Genomic DNA, 20,053 nt, shown 5'->3' on the forward strand with positions numbered 1-20,053 from the left:
TCTCGTTTTGTGTAAAATTCATTTGGGATGACCTCCGTTATTTTGATTGGATTCTGTTGGCCAACAGTCCTTTCAAATTGTAACGTGAGGTCTTCTTTTTGACAAAGCTCATTTTTGACTACTACAGGAATGCTCCTCGAAGGTCAAAAGGATGTCTTTAGAGCCAATATAACCGTTTCAGAAAAATTACCCTTCCTGAAAGTTGGCGATGAAATCAAAGGCCAATACAATAAGGAATATGAGGGTGTTAATCTGATCATCAGGATGCAATAGAGGCGGTGTCTAAGTGAAGCAATGTATGGATTCGGAGAATATTCATCGTCGAATCAATAAGATTATGGGTCAACTCAAGGCCATCGATAAAATGGTGGATAGTGATATCCCCTGCGAAGACATCCTCATTCAAATCAACGCAGCCAAAGGCGCTCTGCACAAGGTCGGACAGATCGTCCTCGAAGGGCATATCAACCATTGCGTCAAGGATGGCATCGAGCATGGCGATGCTGAGAGGACCATCAAGGACTTCACCAAAGCCATCGAGCATTTTTCGCGCATGAGTTAGGGCGGGATTGCCTACCCATCAGTCGGTGATGAGTTCGACAGTTTGATTGTAAATGAAATGTGTAAGAAGTAAGCAAGAAGACGCTTGAGATGTAAGATTCTCAAGCGTCTGTTTATTTTCCGGGTAACCCCCTTTGAAGAAAATTAGGAATAGTTTAGGGTGAAAGCTTTACTTTGGCCTTTCGATGAAGAGTAGAGTACGGTATACTAGTCTTATAATAATCAGAAAATTACAATAACTGAACCCGTGGAGGAAGGGAACGTTGGGAGGAAATTAACGAGATGAAAATTTTAGCGATTAACGGAAGCCATCGTAAAGGGAAAAATACGGCAGCACTTTTGAGGACCGTGCTAGAAGAAGCCGCTGCCCAAGGCGCTACAACCGAGTTGTTAGAGCTTACAGATTATAATATTAAGCTTTGTACTTCTTGTAATAAGTGTCTGGGCAAACCCCAGTGTTCAATTACTGATGATGACATGGTTATAGTAGGTGAAAAGCTTCTGGCAGCTGAGGGAATTGTTTTGGGTTCGCCAGTATATTGGAGTAATGTGACAACCCTAATGAAGAATTTCATGGATCGCACCCGCTATCTACATATGACTCAAAATCTTCTTGCCGGGAAAGTAGGAGCAGCCATAACAAATGCCGGCCTTCGTCATGGTGGGCAAGAACCTACCCTAAGGATTATGGATTATTTTATGCAGGCCCATGGGATACACGTCGTGGATTCGCGCGACCCGGCTGGACCGCTGACCTATGCAGGTGTGACGGGTTCTCTGATGGAAGATTTTAAGGAAGACAAGGTCATCTGGAGGCGCAACGCAACCGATGATGAATTAACGGTTGCCTCATGTAAACAGATCGGAAGGACTATGGTCAAGCTGATTCAGCAGTTGAATGGATAACGCAATAATCGGCGAGTGTATTGATTAGAACGCTGTAAATCTATTACCACTAAAATGTTAGTTCTTTAACTAAGGGTTGTGATAGCTAGGGGCTGTGTGAAATATTAAGTTTCGCATAGCCCCTAGTTCTTTTACCCTCCTTGACAAACCTATACCCCTATAGGTATATTATAATCATGAAATATTGCTACAGAAAATTCTTTATCTAAAGGAGAGTGGAGATGAGTTTTAAGAGTATGACAGAATTCTTTACGGATGAGACCAAACGAAGCATCCTCTTTATAAGTCTGGCTGGGATTTCCCTGATTCTGAGCTTCTTTTATGCCGGCCAATTCCCGCTTGACCCCGCTTGGGTGGCCATTATTCTCTGTGGTCTTCCCATTATTAAAGAAGGGGCCATCGGACTGTTCACTCGCTTCGATATCAAGGCGGACGTATTAGTTTCCTTAGCCTTAATCGCCGCAGTCACCATCGGGGAGATTTTTGCGGCCGGGGAAGTGGCCTTCATCATGCAGATTGGGGCCTTGCTGGAAACCTTGACCGTAGCGAAAGCGCAAGCAGGCATTGAGAGATTGATCCATATCACGCCCCGGACTGCGCGTCGGATGAAGCAGGATCAGGAAGAGCTGATCCCTGCCGAAGAGGTTCAGGTCGGCGATGTGCTGCGGGTTCTTCCCGGAGAGACAGTCCCCGCCGACGGACTCATCATCAAAGGCAAGACCTCGGTAGATCAGTCCGTGATGACGGGAGAATCCCTACCGGTCGACAAGCAGGAAGGGGATGAGGTCGCTACCGGGACCGTGAATCAATTTGGAGCCTTTGATATGCAAGCTACAGTGGTCGGGGAGAATAGCTCCCTCCAACGGATGATTCGCTTAGTCCAATCAGCCGATGCCGATAAAGCGAAGATTGTGGGCATTGCTGATCGCTGGGCCACCTGGATCGTCGTCATAGCTTTGTTGTCTTCCTCCTTGACCTGGTACTTCACCGGTGAAATCATTCGTGCAGTCACCATCTTAGTCGTCTTTTGCCCTTGCGCATTAGTTCTTGCCACACCCACCGCCATTATGGCCGCCATCGGCAACGCCACCAAATACGGGATTCTCGTCCGCGAGGGCGACGCTCTGGAGCGTCTGGCCCAAGTGAAGCGGATGACCTTTGATAAAACCGGCACCCTGACTTATGGTAAACCGAAGGTTGTGGCAGTCCAAAGCTATGCCGAGGGACTGACCCATGAGCAACTTTATAATTACTTAGCTTCTGCCGAATTGAACTCAGAACATCCCCTCGGCAAGGCCATCGTCAGCAGCTATAAGGCCACCGGTCAACAACTCCGTGAACCCCAGAGCTTTCAGATGATTCCTGGGCGCGGGGTCTCGGCCCTCATCGATGGAAAAGAAATCTATGCGGGGAATGCCGAACTCCTACAAGAACATGGCATCGACCTGTCTCCGGAAGTTCAAGCAGGGGCAAAAGCCTACACCAAAGAAGGCAGCACCGTCATTTATATAGCCATGAATAACCAAGTGGTGGGCTTGGCCGCCTTATCCGATACTCTGCGGGAAACCTCCTTCACCATGGTCGAAAGCCTAAAAGCAATGGGCATCCACCCGGTGCTCTTGACAGGAGATCACAAGGAAGCTGCCCATCATATCGCAACCCAAGTGCAGATCCCCGCCCAAGATGTCCATGCGGATTGCCTTCCGGAAGATAAACTTAAGGCCATTGAAGGCTATCAAGAAAAAAGCGAACTGGTTTGCATGGTGGGGGATGGCATCAACGATGCCCCGGCTCTCAAGAAGGCCCATGTGGGAATTGCTATGGGAGGCATCGGTAGCGATATTGCGGTAGAGGCTGCGGATATTGCCCTCGTGGGCGATGATATCAGTCAACTGCCTCATTTGCTGGGACTTTCCCAAAGGATGATGCGCACGATCAAGCTGAATTTAGCTTTCTCCTTGATACTGAACTTTGGCGCCATTATCCTTGCTGCCAATGGCAGCTTGGGCCCGGTCATGGGTGCCCTCGTGCATAATGCAGGGTCGGTGCTGGTTATTATTAATTCTGCTCTGCTGCTGAACTGGAAGACGAAGAATGAGTCGACTTCGGCTACATCTACGAAGTATGTGCCGGAGATGAGTTAGTGAGAGAGCGTAATAAAAAGTGCATGCAAGGTCTGATTTGCCTTTTGGGCGGGTCAGATCTTTTTTTTGCATGATGCAGTAAATTTTGAATGTGTCAGTGTCCTAGGAACATTTTGCGATGTATTGTGATTTTGAGGATTTAATTGTAAATTCTAAAACTATTTGCTTATTCTGGAAACATGCAGGAATTGATAGAAAAAGGAAGAAATATATAAGAAGCGGTGGAATACCCAGATAGTGGTATGTCGGATATATAAGAATAATATACTTAGTTGGCATTAAACTCAAATTAAATCAAGGAGGTGTCAAGATGAATCCACCACAGTTAATAATCGAAGAATCATTCCAAACGGCTTGGGCCAAAGCGATTATCGCTTTATCTAAGAACCGTTGGGAGCTTTGGAATTTGGTTGTTCAAATTAAAAACCCTTCTATGCTTAATTCAACTATGCATGAAGAAATGCGTAAGTTCGCACTTAGTCATAAGAAATTGATTGAGCCTGACAAAGTGGCCTATACAATTTTCCCGTTTAAGAGTTATAAATCTGGAATAACTACAAGGGAGAAGCTTTATAAAGCCTACTGGAGGTATTTTAAGATTACTAGGAAAATGGAACATTCTGGATGGGGTACGTATTTTGAAAGAATGATACGTTATCCAACCACTGCAGGAGAGGTTGATCAGCTGGGAAGCATAATTGACAATATTAATAGTCGTCGAACAAATTACTGTGCAGCTCACGTAATTATGATTCCTCAACCCAACCGTGATCTCAACAAGATAATGGGGGCCCCCTGTCTTAATTACTTAACGATCCAAGTTGAAAATCCAGAAGACCACCGAAAGATAATCAATTTGTTAGCTGTGTATAGAAACCATGATTTTCGTAGCAGAGCATATGGTAATTATTTGGGCTTATGTAAATTGCTTCATTACATTGCTAAAGAAACCAACTCAAGTATGGGTAGCTTAACATGTGTATCTTCTCACGCGGATGTGCCTAATGATAAAAGGAAATTACTTCAGATTGCTAATTCATTTATCTCGGACTGAGGAGGAATATATGCCGAATTATGAATTAAAAGAAATGAAAGTTGAAGTTACAAAGAAATGCCCACTTGCATGCGTTCACTGCTCTAGTGATTCTAATGAGAACCAAGTAACAGAGATTACTATAGAAAAATGTCTTGAGCTAATTAAACAAGCAATAGATCTAGGCATTAAGGAATTATCTATTTCAGGAGGGGAGCCTCTTGTCTGGAATGGGATTGATAGTATTGTGAAATTCGCATGTGACAATGGTTTAAATGTGAATCTCTATACATCTGGAAACGTTAATAATATTAATGAAGTTTTTAAGAATTTGTCTATTGCTGGGTTGACTACAGCTATATTTAGTCTGTATTCTGATAAGAGAGAAGAACATAATAGAGTAACCCGTAAAAAAGATAGCTTTGATGACACATTGGCAGCAATTGAAGCAGCTAATAAAAATGGGATTGCAACGGAGATTCATTTCGTTGCTCTAAAAAAGTCATATCACAAGCTGGAAGATGTTGTTAGGTTTTCATCTGGATTGGGTGTTCGTCGTGTAAGTGTTTTAAGATTTGTTCCTCAAGGTCGTGGTACAATGTTAGAGGTGTTATCGAAAGAAGAAAATTACAAACTTGCTACTACAATAAGACGCTTGAGAGAAGAAGGATTTGAAGTCAGAACCGGTTCTCCATATAATGTTTTGTTACTTAATGAAAATCCTAAATGTATGGCTGCCAGAGACAGACTAATAATTTCTTCAGACTTAAAAATTTATCCTTGTGATGCATTCAAACAGATTAGTTCCGTAACTATTTGCAAATCAGATGAACACTCTTCAGTCGAAAATGATACCCTTTCAATCTGTTGGGAAAAATCCCCGTATTTCAATACTGTCAGAGAATCAATTCAAGCTTCCCCTGAAGGAATATGTAAAACTTGTTCATTATTTTCTAAATGCTTAACTGGCTGTTTGGCTCAGAAATATATTTTGAATCGGTCTTTAAGTCCAAACAAGGATCCAGCTTGTACAAGATATTAGGAGGCATACCATGAGCTCCTTACCAAACATTAATAAGGATAGCGCTTTTAACGAACTTTTAAATTCTGTAACTCATTGTGATCTTTGTGAGAGATTGTGTCATATGAAAAAAGTCTTATCAAAATACAATGGTAATTTAGAATCAAAGGTTTTATTTATTGCTGAGGCACCGGGAAGACTGGGAGCGGAAAGTACTGGAATTCCTTTGTGTGGTGATAAAACAGGAGAGAACTTTGAATTACTGTTAAGTAGCATTGGTTGGAATAGAAATGATGTCTTCATAACAAATGCAATATTATGTAATCCCCAGGATGAAAATGGAAATAACTCTACGCCTACAAAAGCTGAGATAGAAAACTGTAGTTATTATTTAGAAATGACTATAAAGATTATAAGTCCTGCTATTATTGTAACTTTAGGAGCGAAGGCCCTTGATGCTTTGAAAATACTTTGTAAACATGACTACTTAATAAGTAAGAACGTAGGAAATTGTGTGGAATGGAACGGGATGAAACTCTTCCCATTGTACCATATGGGACCACGAGCTCTAATACATAGATCATTTGCTAATCAACGTGCTGATTTTATAAAACTTTCTCATATAGTAGATCCACTTAAGGGCTTGAAAAATAGGAAGCTTGAATCTAATAGACAAAAAAATATACAGCTAAATGACAAATTACTTTCACTTGCTAAAATCATTGTGGATTATTGTCAGGAGTTGTCTCTTTTTAAGTTGACTAAACTCCTTTATCTTATTGATCTTGGATTTATTAAAAATGCTGGAAGAAGTGTTAGCGGTAGTATATTTTTACGAATGCAAGAAGGCCCGTGGATACCTTCTTTACAGAACATGATTAAGATAAATGATGATTTTTTTGATATGTATTTTATTAAAAAGAAACCATATATTCGTTCACATCAAGGCAGCTCAGTTAGTCAAATGTTTACGGATACAGAAGAAGCTCATATTTTTTCAGTACTAGATAAGTATTCGTCTTATTCTGACGCAGCAATTAAAACAGCGGTTTATTTAACTGAACCAATGAAATATGTATTGAGGCAAGAAAAGAAAGGTATAAAGATGTTGAAGGTCCCTGTTTTATATAAGGATGACACGGTAATAAACATTCATGGTTCAATCAATAAAGATTTGAGTAGGGAAGAGGTTTCCGAATCAATAAAAGATCAACTTGCTAATGAAAGTTCACTAAAAAATGAAGATGAATGAACTCAAAATTATTAGTATAAATGGTTTGTATGAACCGTTATTATACATAAGGAAAAAAGACTTTCTGGTCCACAAATAGAATATTTAGATGATCGTCTTCAGCCTATTATTTTTGCCAGATTGGCTTCCTATTTGTGAATGTTACCATACTCAAAGGCTTTCTCTGGAGCTGTTACTCCTGAGAAGCCTTTTTCCGTGTAATTGAAAGTAGATTAGGCGCCAGTATTCGTGCTTATTTTGGAATAAGCAGGAATTGACGGAAATCAGGAGAAGTATAATAAAAATCAAAATCGACCATGTAAGAATTATTTTTAATCAGTTATTTGGCTTTATCTGCACATAAGTCGTTATAGGGTGGCGCAGGGAGGTAATCATGGCAAAAATTACGTACAACAAACTCGTACGGGATCGTATTCCGGAAATTATTGAGAGTAGTGGCAAGGCAGCAATAACTGAGATACTCGATGACGTTACTTATAAAAGACTCCTGGACGCTAAACTTGTTGAAGAACTGCAGGAGTATCAGGAAAGCGATAGTATAGAGGAACTCGCAGATTTGGTTGAAGTGATTTATGCTATTCTCCGGTATAAAGAAGTCTCGCTTGGGGACTTCAATAGCATTCGTCAAAATAAAGCCGAAGAAAGGGGTTCCTTTCAAAAACGCATTTTATTGGTAGAGGTTAGCGAATAACAGTAGGACGGTGACAACATGGAGAAACAGACTAAATACGCTTCCCACGCAGGCAGCATTGCCGAGGACTTATTTATTGAGATTTTTTGTGATCTATTTGGACCGGAGAAATCAGAGTTTCTCTTTCTTCAGTTTCCTTTTGTTGATATCAACGGCAATCATAGATATATAGATTTCGCCTTAGAAAATGAGGATATGAAAATTGCTATCGAGATAGATGGGGAGCGATATCATAATCCTCAGCATGTATCCAGCAATAAATATTATGATGATCTTTTGAAGCAAAACAGTTTGATTTATAACGGGTGGAAAGTATACCGTTGGGCTTATCTTCAGCTAAAAAATCAAAGGGAAAGAGTTAAAGATGAGTTAGTCACCTTCGTAGGTGAAATGCCTGCTTTTCGATTATTTGATGGTTATTTGCCTCAACAAAAGGGCAAAGTCCTCGAATTGAAAGATCACCAGAAGGATGCTATAGCTAACTTAGAACAAATGCGAAAAGCAGGGGAGAGTATTGCTTTACTTTATCATGCGACCGGAGCGGGAAAAACAGTGACTGCGGTTAGTGATGCTAAAAAGTACGGAGAGCGAACTCTTTTCTTAGCGCACACGCGGGAACTTATCTCACAGGCCCAAGATACCTTTAAAGAGCTTTGGCCGGAGGCCCAGACGGGTTTATATGTGGCCGAACAGAAAGGCAATAATAATTATGTTGTTTGTGGAAGCGTCCAGAGTATTGTTAATAATCTTGAGCAATTTAATCCTGATGAATTCGGCTATATTATCATCGATGAATGCCATCACAGTACAGCCAATACCTATAAAAGGATTCTGGGACACTTCCAGCCAAAGTTTACATTGGGATTGACGGCCACACCGGAGCGGACAGATGGGGAAGATCTTCTCGAACTTTTTCAGAATATCGCCCATAAGCTCGACTTGAAAACCGCTGTTGAAATAGGTGAATTGACCCCTATCCGCTGTATCAGAATCAAAACGAACATTGATTTTTCAAATGTAAGAATCAACGGAATAAAGTACCATTCTCAAGACTTGGAAAGCAAGCTATTTGTGCCGGAAAGAAACCGCCTACTTGTGGATACCTACCTGAACTACGTCAAAGATAAGAAGACTGTAGTTTTCTGTGCCTCCGTTAAGCATGCAGAGGAGATTGCTAGCCTTTTTCTGGAGAATAATATCCCTAGTGCATCTGTATCGGGTTTGTTAAAGACGAAGGATAGAGCGAAGATCCTGGATCGATATGAGCATGGGGATCTTCAGGTTTTGTGTGCCTGTGATCTATTGAATGAAGGATGGGACAGCCCTCGCACTGAAGTGCTTTTTATGGCTAGACCGACAATGTCTAAAACACTATACATGCAGCAATTAGGTAGGGGTATGCGGAAAAGCAAAGGCAAGGATTATCTTATGGTCTTTGATTTCATAGATAACGCTAACTTATTTAATATGCCGTACTCCTTACACCGAATGTTTAATATCAAAGAGTATCGTCCGGGAGAATGGGTATTGGCCCCGCACGCCCAAAGGGAGATGGACAGGGATTTATTAGCGAAGGGTGAGAAACCGACAGCTTATCTAGACTTTCCGATTGATATTACCGATTATGAGCTGATCGATCTCTTTAACTGGCAGGATGAAGTCAAGGATATGATTTCTCAACTGGAATTTGTCAGGATGGTAGATGTCCAAACTGAAACTGTTGAGCGGTATATCAGAGAAGGAGAAATTCTAGCTGATTTAGAAATTCCATTGGGAGAAAAGCGTAGTTTTAAATACTTCAGAGAAGAAAATGTGAAGAAATATGCAGAGCAATTCCACTGGGAGCTGATTACCCCTGCTAATATGAAAGACAAATTCATGGAAATGGTCAGGACCATGACTATGAGTTTTTCATATAAACCTGTACTGTTAATGGCCATGTTTAAGCATAGGGATGAAGCCGGTCGCGTCAGAATAGATGACTTAATTGACTACTTTATTCAATTCTATGGCGACCGAAAAGAAAAAGGACTTGTAGTTGAAAAGAAGAACTGTATCTATACGAAAGACAATTTTACTCGCAAAGAGGTTGAGGGTAATATCTTTAGGAATCCGTTCAAACGGTTTGAAGATATGCGCTTTATGAAGAGGTCCCGGGATATTGAGTACGTGGAATTCAATCGGCATGTGCTTAAGAAGCTGACTGCAGAAGAAATTGAGTGGATAGTGGAGCATTGTGAAAGAAAGCTAGACGAGTATTACGAGGATAAGTAATAAGAGCATTGTGAAGAGAGTCTATAGAAAGTCCATTATCTAAGAGCTGTGAGCGGTTGAAAATGACAGCTAAATATTTAATAAATAAGGAGTTATCAATGTTACATACAGGTATCTATGAACAACTGATTAATAAGCTCCTTCGCCAAGAGCTCTCCGTCGCCGAAGGCAAGTTGATTCAGTCATCCGCCATCGATCAGGAAGAAGCTCCACGAATTATTTCCAAATATTTAGCGGAAGTACTGGAAACTGCCCTGTCCAATGTTAGGGATAAAGGTGGCAACATCGAAGGCCAAGTGTCGTTAGCCAATCAAATTGTTCAGCTTATAGCCGATCAAGTTTCAGAAGATGCACTGACAGAATTAGCTCTCGATGAGAAGGCAGAGCAACTGTTTGCTTTTATAGATAAAGAAAACAGTGTATTTGCTTTCAATGAGAAGGCTGAAGTCGTGCGTCCGGTAACTTCTCTTGCGGCAAGCTCCTTATTCACCGGAGCGGTACATGAGCCCAGCATGTACACTGAACTCAAAAGGGAAATCTTATCTAGCGACCGTATTGATATGCTCGTCTCCTTTATTAAATGGAGCGGGCTTCGTTTGCTCATTGAGGAATTAAAAAGTTTTACACAGCGCGGCGGTAAGCTTAGAGTAATCACGACTTCGTATATGGGCGCGACGGACATCAAAGCAATTGAGGAACTTGCGGAGTTGACCAATACAGAAATTAAAATATCCTACAATACCAAACGGACCCGGCTGCATGCTAAGGCGTATGTGTTTTACCGTAATACTGGTTTCACTACTGCCTATATCGGTTCATCCAATCTATCCAACGCAGCGCTATCCAGTGGCTTGGAATGGAATGTCAAAACAACGGCTAAGGATTTGCCCGATACAATTAAAAAGATTGATGCCACTTTTGAAAGTTATTGGCATTCCCGCGAGTTTGAGCCATATAACCCTGATCAGAAGCAAAGGTTAGTAAAGGCCTTGAAGCAGGAAAAAGCCATAGATAAAGAAGCTGAAGTGAACTATTACTTCAATCTTACGCCCTTTTCCTACCAGCAGGAAATTCTAGATAAGCTTGAAGTGGAAAGAACGGTTCGGGGACATTATCGCAATTTGATCGTGGCGGCAACCGGAACTGGCAAAACAGTCATCTCCGGTTTTGATTATCTGCGCTTCCGCAAGAAGAACCAAGGAAAACCTTGTCGTCTTTTATTTGTTGCACATCGTGAGGAAATCTTAAAACAGAGCTTGCTCTGTTTCCGGGGGATTCTTAGAGATCCAAACTTCGGTGAGCTATTTGTGGGTGGTTACGAGCCAAGGCAATTGGACTATGTATTTGTTTCAATTCAAACCTTGAATTCTAAAGAATTGACTGAACATACCTCTGCGGATTATTACGATTACATTATTGTCGATGAGTTTCACCATGCTGCTGCGCCAAGTTATGATCAGCTATTAACCTATTACCGACCTCAAATCTTACTGGGGTTGACGGCTACCCCGGAACGCATGGACGGCAAAGATGTCTTAGTTTATTTTGACCAGAGAATCGCAGCTGAGATCCGCTTACCGGAAGCCATCGATCGGAATCTTTTATGCCCATTTCAGTATTTTGGGGTTACTGATACAGTCGATTTAGACAGCTTGAAATGGAACCGTGGCGGTTACAAGAAAAATGAACTTTCCAACCTCTATACCAACAACGATCTGCGAACTATGATGATTATCAAAGGGTTGACGAAGTACGTCACAGATCTGGAAGAAGTCAGGGGTCTAGGATTCTGTGTGTCGAAGGAGCATTCAGCCTATATGGCCAATAGCTTTAACCGTTCCCATATTCCCTCGATTTCTCTGACCTCCGATTCCAGTGACGAAGAAAGGAATACAGCTAAGAAAAAGCTGGTTGAAGGGGAGATTCGCTTTATCTTCGTCGTTGACTTGTATAATGAAGGCGTTGATATTCCGGAAGTCAATACAATTCTTTTCTTGCGGCCCACGGAGAGCCTCACCATCTTTCTCCAACAGCTGGGTAGAGGCTTGAGGCTAGCGGAGAACAAGGACTGTCTGACAGTTCTCGATTTTATTGGCATGGCCAATCGGAAGTATAATTTTGAAGAGAAGTTTGCCGCTCTACTAGGGAATTCTACCAAGAGCGTCCAACGTGAGATTAAGGAGGGCTTTACGTCCCTGCCTAGAGGCTGCTTTATCCAACTGGAACGTAAGGCCAAGGAATATATTCTGGACAATATTCGCAGTTCCTATGGCAATAAGACAGGATTTGTAGCAAGACTAGCTAGCTTCGCGGAAGATACCGGTTTGGAATTAAATCTTGCCAACTTTCTCGCATATACACATCTGGATATTAAAGCGATTTATAGCAAAGGCTCCTTCACACGTCTCTGCGTGTTGAGCGGAGTCAGAGAGGATTTTCAAGAAGAATTGGAAAGCGTCCTTACTAAAGCATTTGCACGAATCTGTGCTATGGATTCCCGCAGGTGGATACATTTTTTACTGGAAGTACTGCCAAGAATAGATGACTTCGAAGAAACTGACTTTAGTGATCTAGAGAAGCGGATGCTGCAAATGTTTCATTATACGGTATGGCAGAAATCCGTGGAAGTATGCGGATTTGAGTCGCTTAAGGAAGGAGTCAGCCATATCAAAGGTAGTCCAGTACTATTTGCGGAATTACTGGAGATCTTGCGCTATAACTATGAGAAGATAGATTTCTTAGACAAGCCGGTAAATGTTGGATTTGACTGCCCGCTCGATCTGCACTGTACTTATACTAGAGACCAGATTTTGGTGGCGTTTGATTTTATGAAACCAGCAACAGTTCGTGAAGGAGTCAAATATTTGCCTGATAGAAAAGCGGATATCTTTTTTATAACTCTCAATAAATCGGATAAAGATTACTCGCCAACCACGATGTACCATGATTACTCAATCAACGACCGCTTGTTCCACTGGCAAAGCCAGAGCACAACCTCTGAGGAATCTGTTACTGGTCAACGCTATATCGACCATAAAGAACAACATAGTAAGGTTATGCTTTTCGTGCGTGAATATAAAACGGATGTCGCCGGAGCTGCACCATATACCTTTCTGGGGTTAGCTGATTATGTTAAACACGAAGGAAGCAGGCCGATGAATATAATTTGGCGCCTACAAGAACCGATCCCTGCAAAATTCATTAAGAAGACAAATAAATTGATTGTAGGTTGACGATAGATAGCGTAGATTGCATTTTTTTGGAAGACAACATACAATGTATGCAAGGTCAGGGAGGCGCCATGCGCATAATGAGTCATTTAAGGGGGAATAGATATGACCTTTAGCCAACCCAAAATAGAAAAAGCAACCTTTGCCGGAGGTTGCTTTTGGTGTATTGAAGCAGCACTTAGTTCAATCGAGGGTGTAATGGAAATACAATCGGGCTATACAGGAGGTCATGATACTAATCCTAGCTATGAGAAGGTTTGTGCCCATACCACGGGGCATCTGGAAGCAGTGCAAATCAAGTTTGATTCCGAACGGATATCTTATGCAGAATTACTCAAGCATTTTTGGCACCAGATCGATCCGACCGATCCGGGTGGACAATTTCATGATCGGGGAGAATCGTATCAAACAGCCATTTTTTATCATTCTGAAGAGCAGCGACTCCTTGCTGAAGCCTCCAAAAAGGCATTAGAGGAAAGCAAGCGCTTTGACAAGCCTATCGTGACCAGCATTCTCCCAGCGTCTCCTTTTTACCCGGCAGAGGATTATCATCAAGGCTATCATAAGAAAAACTCCTTGCGTTATAAGCTTTATCACCAAGGCTCAGGTCGGGAGGCTTTTATTAAGAGGCATTGGACTAAAGAAAAGCCGAAGCTAAAGAAGCGACTTACGCCGCTTCAATATCAAGTGACTCAAGAAAACGGTACGGAACCGCCCTTCCGCAACGAATTTTGGGATCATAAGCAGGAAGGGATTTACGTCGATATCGTCTCCGGTGAACCCTTATTTAGTTCGAAGGACAAATTTGACAGTGGTTGTGGCTGGCCAAGCTTTACCAAGCCACTTTTGAAGGGTTATATCCAAGAAAAGACGGACACTAGCCATCATATGACCCGTACTGAAGTTCGCAGTAGAGAGGCTGATTCTCATCTCGGCCATGTTTTCGAGGATGGACCCGGTCCGGAAGGATTGCGCTATTGTATCAATTCAGCAGCCCTGCGCTTTATTCCTAAGGAAGATCTGGAGCGGGAGGGGTATGGTGATTTTAGTATTCTGTTTCGGTGATTCAGCTGACGCCTCTTCTATAAGAGGCGTTTTTACTTTAGTGACATATTGACATCTTTCGATGTGAGTCATACAATAGACGTATCGATAAAAATAGATGTGAGGTCTTAATAATTATGGAAAATATATATCAGAAAAATGCAAAGGTCTTTAAGGCACTCGGCGACCCGAATCGGCTGATGATTATGGAAATGTTGCAAAGTACTGAGAGATGTGCCTGTGAGATTCTTGAGGATTTGCATATCGGACAATCAACCTTATCACACCACATGAAGATTCTTTGTGATTCCGGACTTGTGGATAGTCGGAGGGAAGGGAAGTGGATGCACTATTCAATTAATAAAGAAGGGTGTGAAGCTGCTAAGAAGCTGCTAGATGAAATAACAAGCCAGAAGGAAAATAATAATGTGGGAGGTCTTAAATGTGAGTGTTAAAGCTCCAACGAAGTTATCTACTCTTGATCGCTTTCTAACGCTGTGGATTTTCCTAGCCATGGGGATAGGAGTGTTAGGGGGATACCTCTTTCCAAGTCTCGCTAAGACTTTAGAGAGCATGAGTACTGGTACGATTTCATGGCCTATAGCCATCGGTCTGATAATTATGATGTATCCACCCTTGGCAAAGATTAAATATGAGGAAATAGGCAAAGTAGCCCAAAATAAAAAGGTACTTCTCCTGTCCTTGGTTCAAAACTGGGTCATCGGCCCTGTGTTGATGTTCATCTTGGCCGTCTTGTTACTACCTGATATGCCAAACTATGCTATTGGCCTGATTATCATTGGACTTGCTCGCTGCATTGCCATGGTTATTGTTTGGAATACTTTAGCTAAAGGGGATAACGAATATTGCGCTGCCCTAGTCGCCTTGAATTCTATCTTCCAGATTCTTTTTTATTCGGTATATATATATTTCTTTGTCACCGTCTTGCCTCAATGGTTAGGACTTTCCTGGGGTGGGCAAGTGGTCCATGTTGCCATGGGGGATGTAGCTAAGAGCGTTTTAATCTATTTAGGAATTCCTTTTGCAGCCGGTTTTTTAACCCGATTTATTTTCTTAAGAGTTAAGAACAAAGAGTGGTATGAAAAGGTCTTTCTACCTAAAATATCGCCTCTCGCTTTAATCGCCTTGTTATATACCATCATTGTGATGTTTGTCTTAAAAGGACAATTTATCGTGGCTCTGCCCTTTCATGTGGTCCGCATTGCTATTCCGCTGCTAATCTATTTTGCCATTATGTTCTTGATTAGTTTTTATATGTCCCATAAGCAAGGGGTCAATTATGAGCAGACAGTAACTCTTGCCTTTACCGCAGCCAGCAATAACTTTGAACTCGCTATTGCTGTAGCAGTTGCCGTTTTTGGCATCGCTTCGGATCAAGCCTTCGCAGCCGTTATAGGTCCACTGGTTGAAGTGCCAGTGATGATCGCCTTGGTTAATCTTGCTTTTTACTTTAAGAGAAAGTATTTCGATAAAAGAGGGGCTGCAAACCCGACTATGTAACAACAAAAGTGAGTCCTAACAAAATAGATTTTCCGTGAGGTAAAAAGACATGAACAAAGTAAATGTTGCCTTCGTCTGTGTTCACAATTCTTGCCGTTCACAGATGGCTGAAGCCCTTGGTAAAAAGCTAGCTGCTGATGTATTTAAGTCCTATTCAGCGGGTACTGAAACTAGGCCTTCGATCAACGAAGACGCAGTGCGGATTATAAAGCAGCTCTATGCTATTGATATGGAAAAAACGCAGTTTTCCAAGCTTCTTCAAGATATCCCCCAACCGGATATAGTGATTACGATGGGGTGTAATGTTAATTGCCCCAATGTACCATGCAAATACAGAGAAGACTGGGGACTAGAAGATCCAACGGGGAAAAACGATGTAGAGTTTATTCAAACAGCAAAAACGATAGAAAATAAGCTTTTAGAGCTTAAAGAGCGGATAGTAAGAGGTCAAATTAAAGTTTGAGTGAGGATGAGGTGGAATATGTTATCCATCGACACGAAAAGAGAGATTAAGATCATACAAACATCTACTCATTTGGACTTCCATGATAAGTTGGGTGCGTGGAAGGTTCGTTGGGGTATTGACAGAATGAATTATAAAGTCGAGCCGGGACTTTATCGGGTGGGGAACCCCGATGGGAGTTCTCCCGTGCTCGTTACTGCGAATTATAAACTGACGTTTGATAGCATGCGCAAAGAATTATCAGGATTAGACACATGGATTCTAGTTCTTGACACCAAAGGGGTCAATGTTTGGTGTGCTGCAGGCAAGGGGACCTTTGGAACAACAGAACTTATCAATCGCTTGGCTATCACCCAACTCGATAAAGTTGTATCACATCGAACGCTGATCTTACCTCAGTTAGGCGCTCCGGGTGTAAGTGCCCATGAGATCACCAAGCATACGGGATTTAAGGTTACCTATGGACCGGTGAGAGCAAAGGATATAAAGGAGTTTATTCAAGCGGGGATGAAGGCTACCGCTGAAATGAGAACAGTTCAATTCAATACTTATGATCGGCTGGTTTTGACTCCGATTGAATTTGTGGGCACCATGAAGATATCCTTGATGATTTTTGGCGTACTCTTTTTGTTGAACCTTATGGGTCTGGGACCTTTTGGTTGGGTTGATTTTTATGGCTATATGGGCGCCGTAATTGTCGGAAGCGTCTTAACGCCGGTGTTGTTACCTTGGATCCCCGGGCGTGCCTTTGCTTGGAAAGGTTGGCTATTAGGATTTGTCTGGGCTATTCTGGTGAATGGGCTAAATGGATGGCCTTATGAACCAGGGTATAGCTTACTTCAGGCGCTTGGGTATATACTTGTTTTTCCTGCCATATCGGCGTATTTAGCCATGAATTTCACCGGTTCTTCAACTTACACTTCCTTTTCCGGTGTTTTGAAAGAGATGAGGATCGCCATTCCGGCTATTATTATTTCAATTGTAATAGGTTGCTTATTGATAATGATCGGTAGCATTATCTAAAAATATTAAGGGGAGAAAGGGAGGTAAGTATGAAGCACCAATATTTAAAAAACGTTTCCACCTTAAAGTTGGAACAGAGCCGATGCACAGGCTGCGGAAAATGTTTCGAAGTATGCCCCCATCAGGTTTTTGCGATGATGAACCGTAAAGCAAATATCGTCGATAAAGACCGTTGCATCGAATGTGGCGCATGCGTAAAAAACTGCTCGTTTCATGCCTTAGAGGTCAAACCAGGTGTGGGTTGTGCTTCTGCTATTATCAAGGGCTGGTTAACCGGCACAGAACCTAGCTGCGACTGTTCCTCTGATAGTGGAGGCTGTTGCTGAGCCGGCAAGTGCATTCTGTTACGATGCCTGTTGAAAAATGGTTGGTGAAGCAATGATGAGGTCATTGCTTCTTTTTGGCCGGTGTAAAAATGCTGTGAAAAATGCTATACTATAATAAGTAGATAGTTTTAAGTTGAAGTAGAACTTTTTAGGAGCGTGGATATGGGAGCAAAAAAGAAAAAACAAGTCATCGGTGTTATTAATCAGTTAGATCTGATTAAACAGTCTCCAAGCAAAATGAATTCCTCGATGGAAATCGTCAGGCAGGGTGTAGGAGTTCATCGCGACAAGACGAAGTACAACAGGAAAAAAATGAAGCAAGAAAACGTTTATGATGGGTATCATTGTGTATCGAATGGGGCGATATAGAATGATACCCATCATTATTTTTGCATAATTTTGTGTAGGACACAATTAACCGGCCACGAATGTACAATAAAGTATTGCAAGTTAAATCCTTCCATCTTATTATTAAACGATGAGGCTATTAGATAATGCCTCAAATCAAATAATAAGAAAGGCGGTCCTTACATGAGTGAAAATCAGCTACCCAGTCAATTTGAAAGTTTTGGTGAGGCGCGACAGCAAGGGTTTCTCGCTGTAAAAAACTTAAAAGACCAGGGTAAGAAAGTGGCCGGGGTGTTCTGTACCTATGCCCCCCTAGAGCTTGTGCTTGCTGCAGGGGCCGTGCCTGTCGGACTTTGCGCCTTTAGCGATGAAACCATCCCTGAAGCGGAAAAAGTACTGCCGAGGAATCTTTGTCCTCTGATCAAGTCCAGCTATGGTTTTGCCATCACCGATAAATGTCCATATATGTATTTCTCTGATCTGATGATCGGAGAAACCACTTGCGACGGCAAGAAAAAAATGTATGAGCTTTTAGGGGAAATCAAAAACCTCCATGTGATGCAGCTTCCCCAATCTCAAAATGATGAAGCATCAAAGGAACTTTGGTACAAGGAAGTCTTGCGCCTGAAGGAAAGAATCGAGCAGGATTTTGGAGTGACCATCACCGATGAGAATATTAAAAAGGCCATCAAGATTAAAAATGAAGAACGCAAACTCTTAAAAGAATTTTATGAGCTCAGCAAAGCTTGCCCTCCGCCGATCACGGGTGCTGAGCAGTTGAAGGTACTTTACGGCTCCCAGTTTAAGTTTGACCCGGGGACCAAGCTGCGGGATATCAGGGAAGCCATCGATAAGGTCAAGGCAGATCAGGCTAATGGCGTCGAAAATGTTGCTAAGTCGGCGAAAAGAATTTTGATCACCGGCTGTCCTTTAGCAGGAGTCACTGAGAAGGTTGTGAAAGCCATCGAGGAATCCGGCGGGGTAGTGGTCGCCTATGAAAACTGTATCGGGATCAAGCCCATTGAAAATCTGGTGGATGAAACCATCGATCCCTACCAAGCCATTGCCGACCGTTATCTGAAAATCGGCTGCTCGGTGATGACTCCCAACACCAACCGGATGGAGCTACTGACTCGTCTGGTTGATGAATTCAAGGTCGACGGCGTGGTGGAAATGACCCTCCAGGCTTGCCATACCTACAATCTGGAGACGGCTCAGATCAGAAACCTTATGCAAAAAGAAGAGGTGCCCTTTATCAGCGTCGAGACCGACTATTCCACTTCAGACGCTGCCCAGCTCAAAACCAGACTGGCAGCGTTTATCGAAATGCTCTCGTGAGAAAGATCTTTGTAGGTATTGATTCAGGCTCCACCATGTGTAAATCCGTGGTCATGGAGGAGGAGAGAATCATCGATACCTTGGCCGTGAAGACGGGGTGGAATCCCCGTGCTTCCGCCGAGGAAAGTCTAGGGATCTTGCGGGAAAGAAATGGTCTGGACGGTCAAGAGCTTGTCATCGCGGCCACAGGGTACGGCCGGGAGGCCATCGAGTTTGCGGACTATACGTTTACGGAGATTACCTGCCACGCCTATGGAGGAATGTATCTGATGCCCGGGATTCAGGGTATCATCGACATTGGCGGGCAGGATAGCAAGGTCATCCAGATTCAAAACGGGAAGCCAATCAACTTCCTGATGAATGATAAATGCGCTGCCGGAACGGGTCGCTTTTTGAAAATGGCCTGCGATAATCTGGAGATTCCTTTGGCGAATATCGATGAATTTACCGATTCCCAGGAGGCTGTGTCCATCAACAGCATGTGCACCGTTTTTGCGGAATCGGAGATCATCGGGCTCTTGGCCATGCAGAAGGACCGGGCCCAAATCATGGCCGGGGTTCTGCAATCCATTGCCCGGAAGATACAGCAGCAGGCCGGTAAAATCGACTTTACCACCGATCAGCCCCTTCTGATGACTGGCGGATTATCCAAATCCGCGTTGCTGATCGACACTATAGCCCAAGCGATCGGCTATGAGGTTAAATCCTGTGCTGAAGCCGTCTATGCCGGAGCTATTGGGGCCTGTATTTGTGCGGCTAATAAAGAGAACTGAGTGCCGAGCGTATTTAACGAGATTAAAAAAGCTTCAAGCTGCCAAACTGGCGCTTGAAGCTTTTTTTAATGGTCTTTGTATTGTTGATCAAGGAGTTCATAAATT

The 20,053-nt window shown here is 42.6% G+C and carries 19 protein-coding genes; all 19 read left to right on the forward strand.

The features are described 5' to 3' along the window. Positions 1 to 129: 129 nt before the first annotated feature. Complete coding sequence (locus AAC978_RS10250; protein ID WP_341547940.1) at positions 130 to 273, forward strand: hypothetical protein; 144 nt, start codon at positions 130 to 132, stop codon at positions 271 to 273. A 13-nt stretch (positions 274 to 286) separates the two neighbouring features. Next, positions 287 to 562: a metal-sensing transcriptional repressor gene (locus AAC978_RS10255; RefSeq protein ID WP_341547941.1), complete on the forward strand. Its 276-nt coding sequence runs from the start codon at positions 287 to 289 to the stop codon at positions 560 to 562. Positions 563 to 843: 281 nt separating this feature from the next. Further along, positions 844 to 1,467: a flavodoxin family protein gene (locus AAC978_RS10260; protein ID WP_341547942.1), complete on the forward strand. Its 624-nt coding sequence runs from the start codon at positions 844 to 846 to the stop codon at positions 1,465 to 1,467. 236 nt (positions 1,468 to 1,703) lie between these two features. After that, positions 1,704 to 3,611, forward strand: coding sequence for a heavy metal translocating P-type ATPase (locus AAC978_RS10265; RefSeq protein WP_341548024.1), 1,908 nt, complete (start codon positions 1,704 to 1,706; stop codon positions 3,609 to 3,611). A gap of 310 nt (positions 3,612 to 3,921) precedes the next feature. Continuing rightward, positions 3,922 to 4,665, forward strand: coding sequence for a thymidylate synthase (locus AAC978_RS10270; protein WP_341547943.1), 744 nt, complete (start codon positions 3,922 to 3,924; stop codon positions 4,663 to 4,665). Positions 4,666 to 4,675: 10 nt separating this feature from the next. After that, complete coding sequence (locus AAC978_RS10275) at positions 4,676 to 5,686, forward strand: radical SAM/SPASM domain-containing protein (protein ID WP_341547944.1); 1,011 nt, start codon at positions 4,676 to 4,678, stop codon at positions 5,684 to 5,686. 10 nt (positions 5,687 to 5,696) lie between these two features. Further along, positions 5,697 to 6,917 (forward strand): uracil-DNA glycosylase family protein, encoded by a 1,221-nt coding sequence (locus AAC978_RS10280; RefSeq protein WP_341547945.1) that lies wholly within the window; start codon positions 5,697 to 5,699, stop codon positions 6,915 to 6,917. Positions 6,918 to 7,290: 373 nt separating this feature from the next. After that, on the forward strand, positions 7,291 to 7,608 hold the full coding sequence (locus AAC978_RS10285) for a nucleoside triphosphate pyrophosphohydrolase (RefSeq protein ID WP_341547946.1): 318 nt from the start codon (positions 7,291 to 7,293) through the stop codon (positions 7,606 to 7,608). Positions 7,609 to 7,626: 18 nt separating this feature from the next. Then, on the forward strand, positions 7,627 to 9,882 hold the full coding sequence (locus tag AAC978_RS10290; protein WP_341547947.1) for a DEAD/DEAH box helicase: 2,256 nt from the start codon (positions 7,627 to 7,629) through the stop codon (positions 9,880 to 9,882). A gap of 98 nt (positions 9,883 to 9,980) precedes the next feature. Then, the gene (locus tag AAC978_RS10295; protein ID WP_341547948.1) at positions 9,981 to 13,115 is read left to right on the forward strand and encodes a DUF3427 domain-containing protein; all 3,135 of its coding nucleotides are present in this window, start codon (positions 9,981 to 9,983) and stop codon (positions 13,113 to 13,115) included. A 102-nt stretch (positions 13,116 to 13,217) separates the two neighbouring features. Then, the gene (msrB, locus tag AAC978_RS10300) at positions 13,218 to 14,177 is read left to right on the forward strand and encodes a peptide-methionine (R)-S-oxide reductase MsrB (RefSeq protein ID WP_341547949.1); all 960 of its coding nucleotides are present in this window, start codon (positions 13,218 to 13,220) and stop codon (positions 14,175 to 14,177) included. Between the two features lie 116 nt (positions 14,178 to 14,293). Then, on the forward strand, positions 14,294 to 14,611 hold the full coding sequence (locus AAC978_RS10305) for an ArsR/SmtB family transcription factor (RefSeq protein ID WP_341547950.1): 318 nt from the start codon (positions 14,294 to 14,296) through the stop codon (positions 14,609 to 14,611). Beyond that, positions 14,601 to 15,677 (forward strand): ACR3 family arsenite efflux transporter, encoded by a 1,077-nt coding sequence (arsB, locus tag AAC978_RS10310; protein ID WP_341547951.1) that lies wholly within the window; start codon positions 14,601 to 14,603, stop codon positions 15,675 to 15,677. Before AAC978_RS10305 ends, arsB begins: the two co-directional genes overlap by 11 nt. 49 nt (positions 15,678 to 15,726) lie before the next feature. After that, entirely contained in the window at positions 15,727 to 16,140 is a 414-nt protein-coding gene (locus tag AAC978_RS10315) for an arsenate reductase ArsC (RefSeq protein WP_341547952.1), read from the forward strand. A gap of 18 nt (positions 16,141 to 16,158) precedes the next feature. Continuing rightward, positions 16,159 to 17,163, forward strand: a complete 1,005-nt coding sequence (gene hgcA / locus AAC978_RS10320; protein WP_341547953.1) for a mercury methylation corrinoid protein HgcA — start codon at positions 16,159 to 16,161, stop codon at positions 17,161 to 17,163. 29 nt (positions 17,164 to 17,192) lie between these two features. Then, a complete protein-coding gene (gene hgcB, locus AAC978_RS10325) occupies positions 17,193 to 17,489 on the forward strand; it encodes a mercury methylation ferredoxin HgcB (RefSeq protein WP_341547954.1) in 297 nt (98 codons plus the stop codon). A 162-nt stretch (positions 17,490 to 17,651) separates the two neighbouring features. Further along, positions 17,652 to 17,858, forward strand: a complete 207-nt coding sequence (locus AAC978_RS10330; protein WP_341547955.1) for a hypothetical protein — start codon at positions 17,652 to 17,654, stop codon at positions 17,856 to 17,858. Between the two features lie 162 nt (positions 17,859 to 18,020). Next, positions 18,021 to 19,175 carry a double-cubane-cluster-containing anaerobic reductase gene (locus tag AAC978_RS10335; RefSeq protein ID WP_341547956.1) on the forward strand — a complete coding sequence of 385 codons (1,155 nt, stop codon included), beginning with the start codon at positions 18,021 to 18,023 and terminating at the stop codon, positions 19,173 to 19,175. Further along, positions 19,172 to 19,948 carry an acyl-CoA dehydratase activase gene (locus AAC978_RS10340; RefSeq protein ID WP_341547957.1) on the forward strand — a complete coding sequence of 259 codons (777 nt, stop codon included), beginning with the start codon at positions 19,172 to 19,174 and terminating at the stop codon, positions 19,946 to 19,948. Before AAC978_RS10335 ends, AAC978_RS10340 begins: the two co-directional genes overlap by 4 nt. Positions 19,949 to 20,053: the final 105 nt, after the last annotated feature.

Source organism: Desulfitobacterium sp. THU1 (genome assembly GCF_038181555.1).
Taxonomy (GTDB): Bacteria; Bacillota; Desulfitobacteriia; order Desulfitobacteriales; family Desulfitobacteriaceae; genus Desulfitobacterium.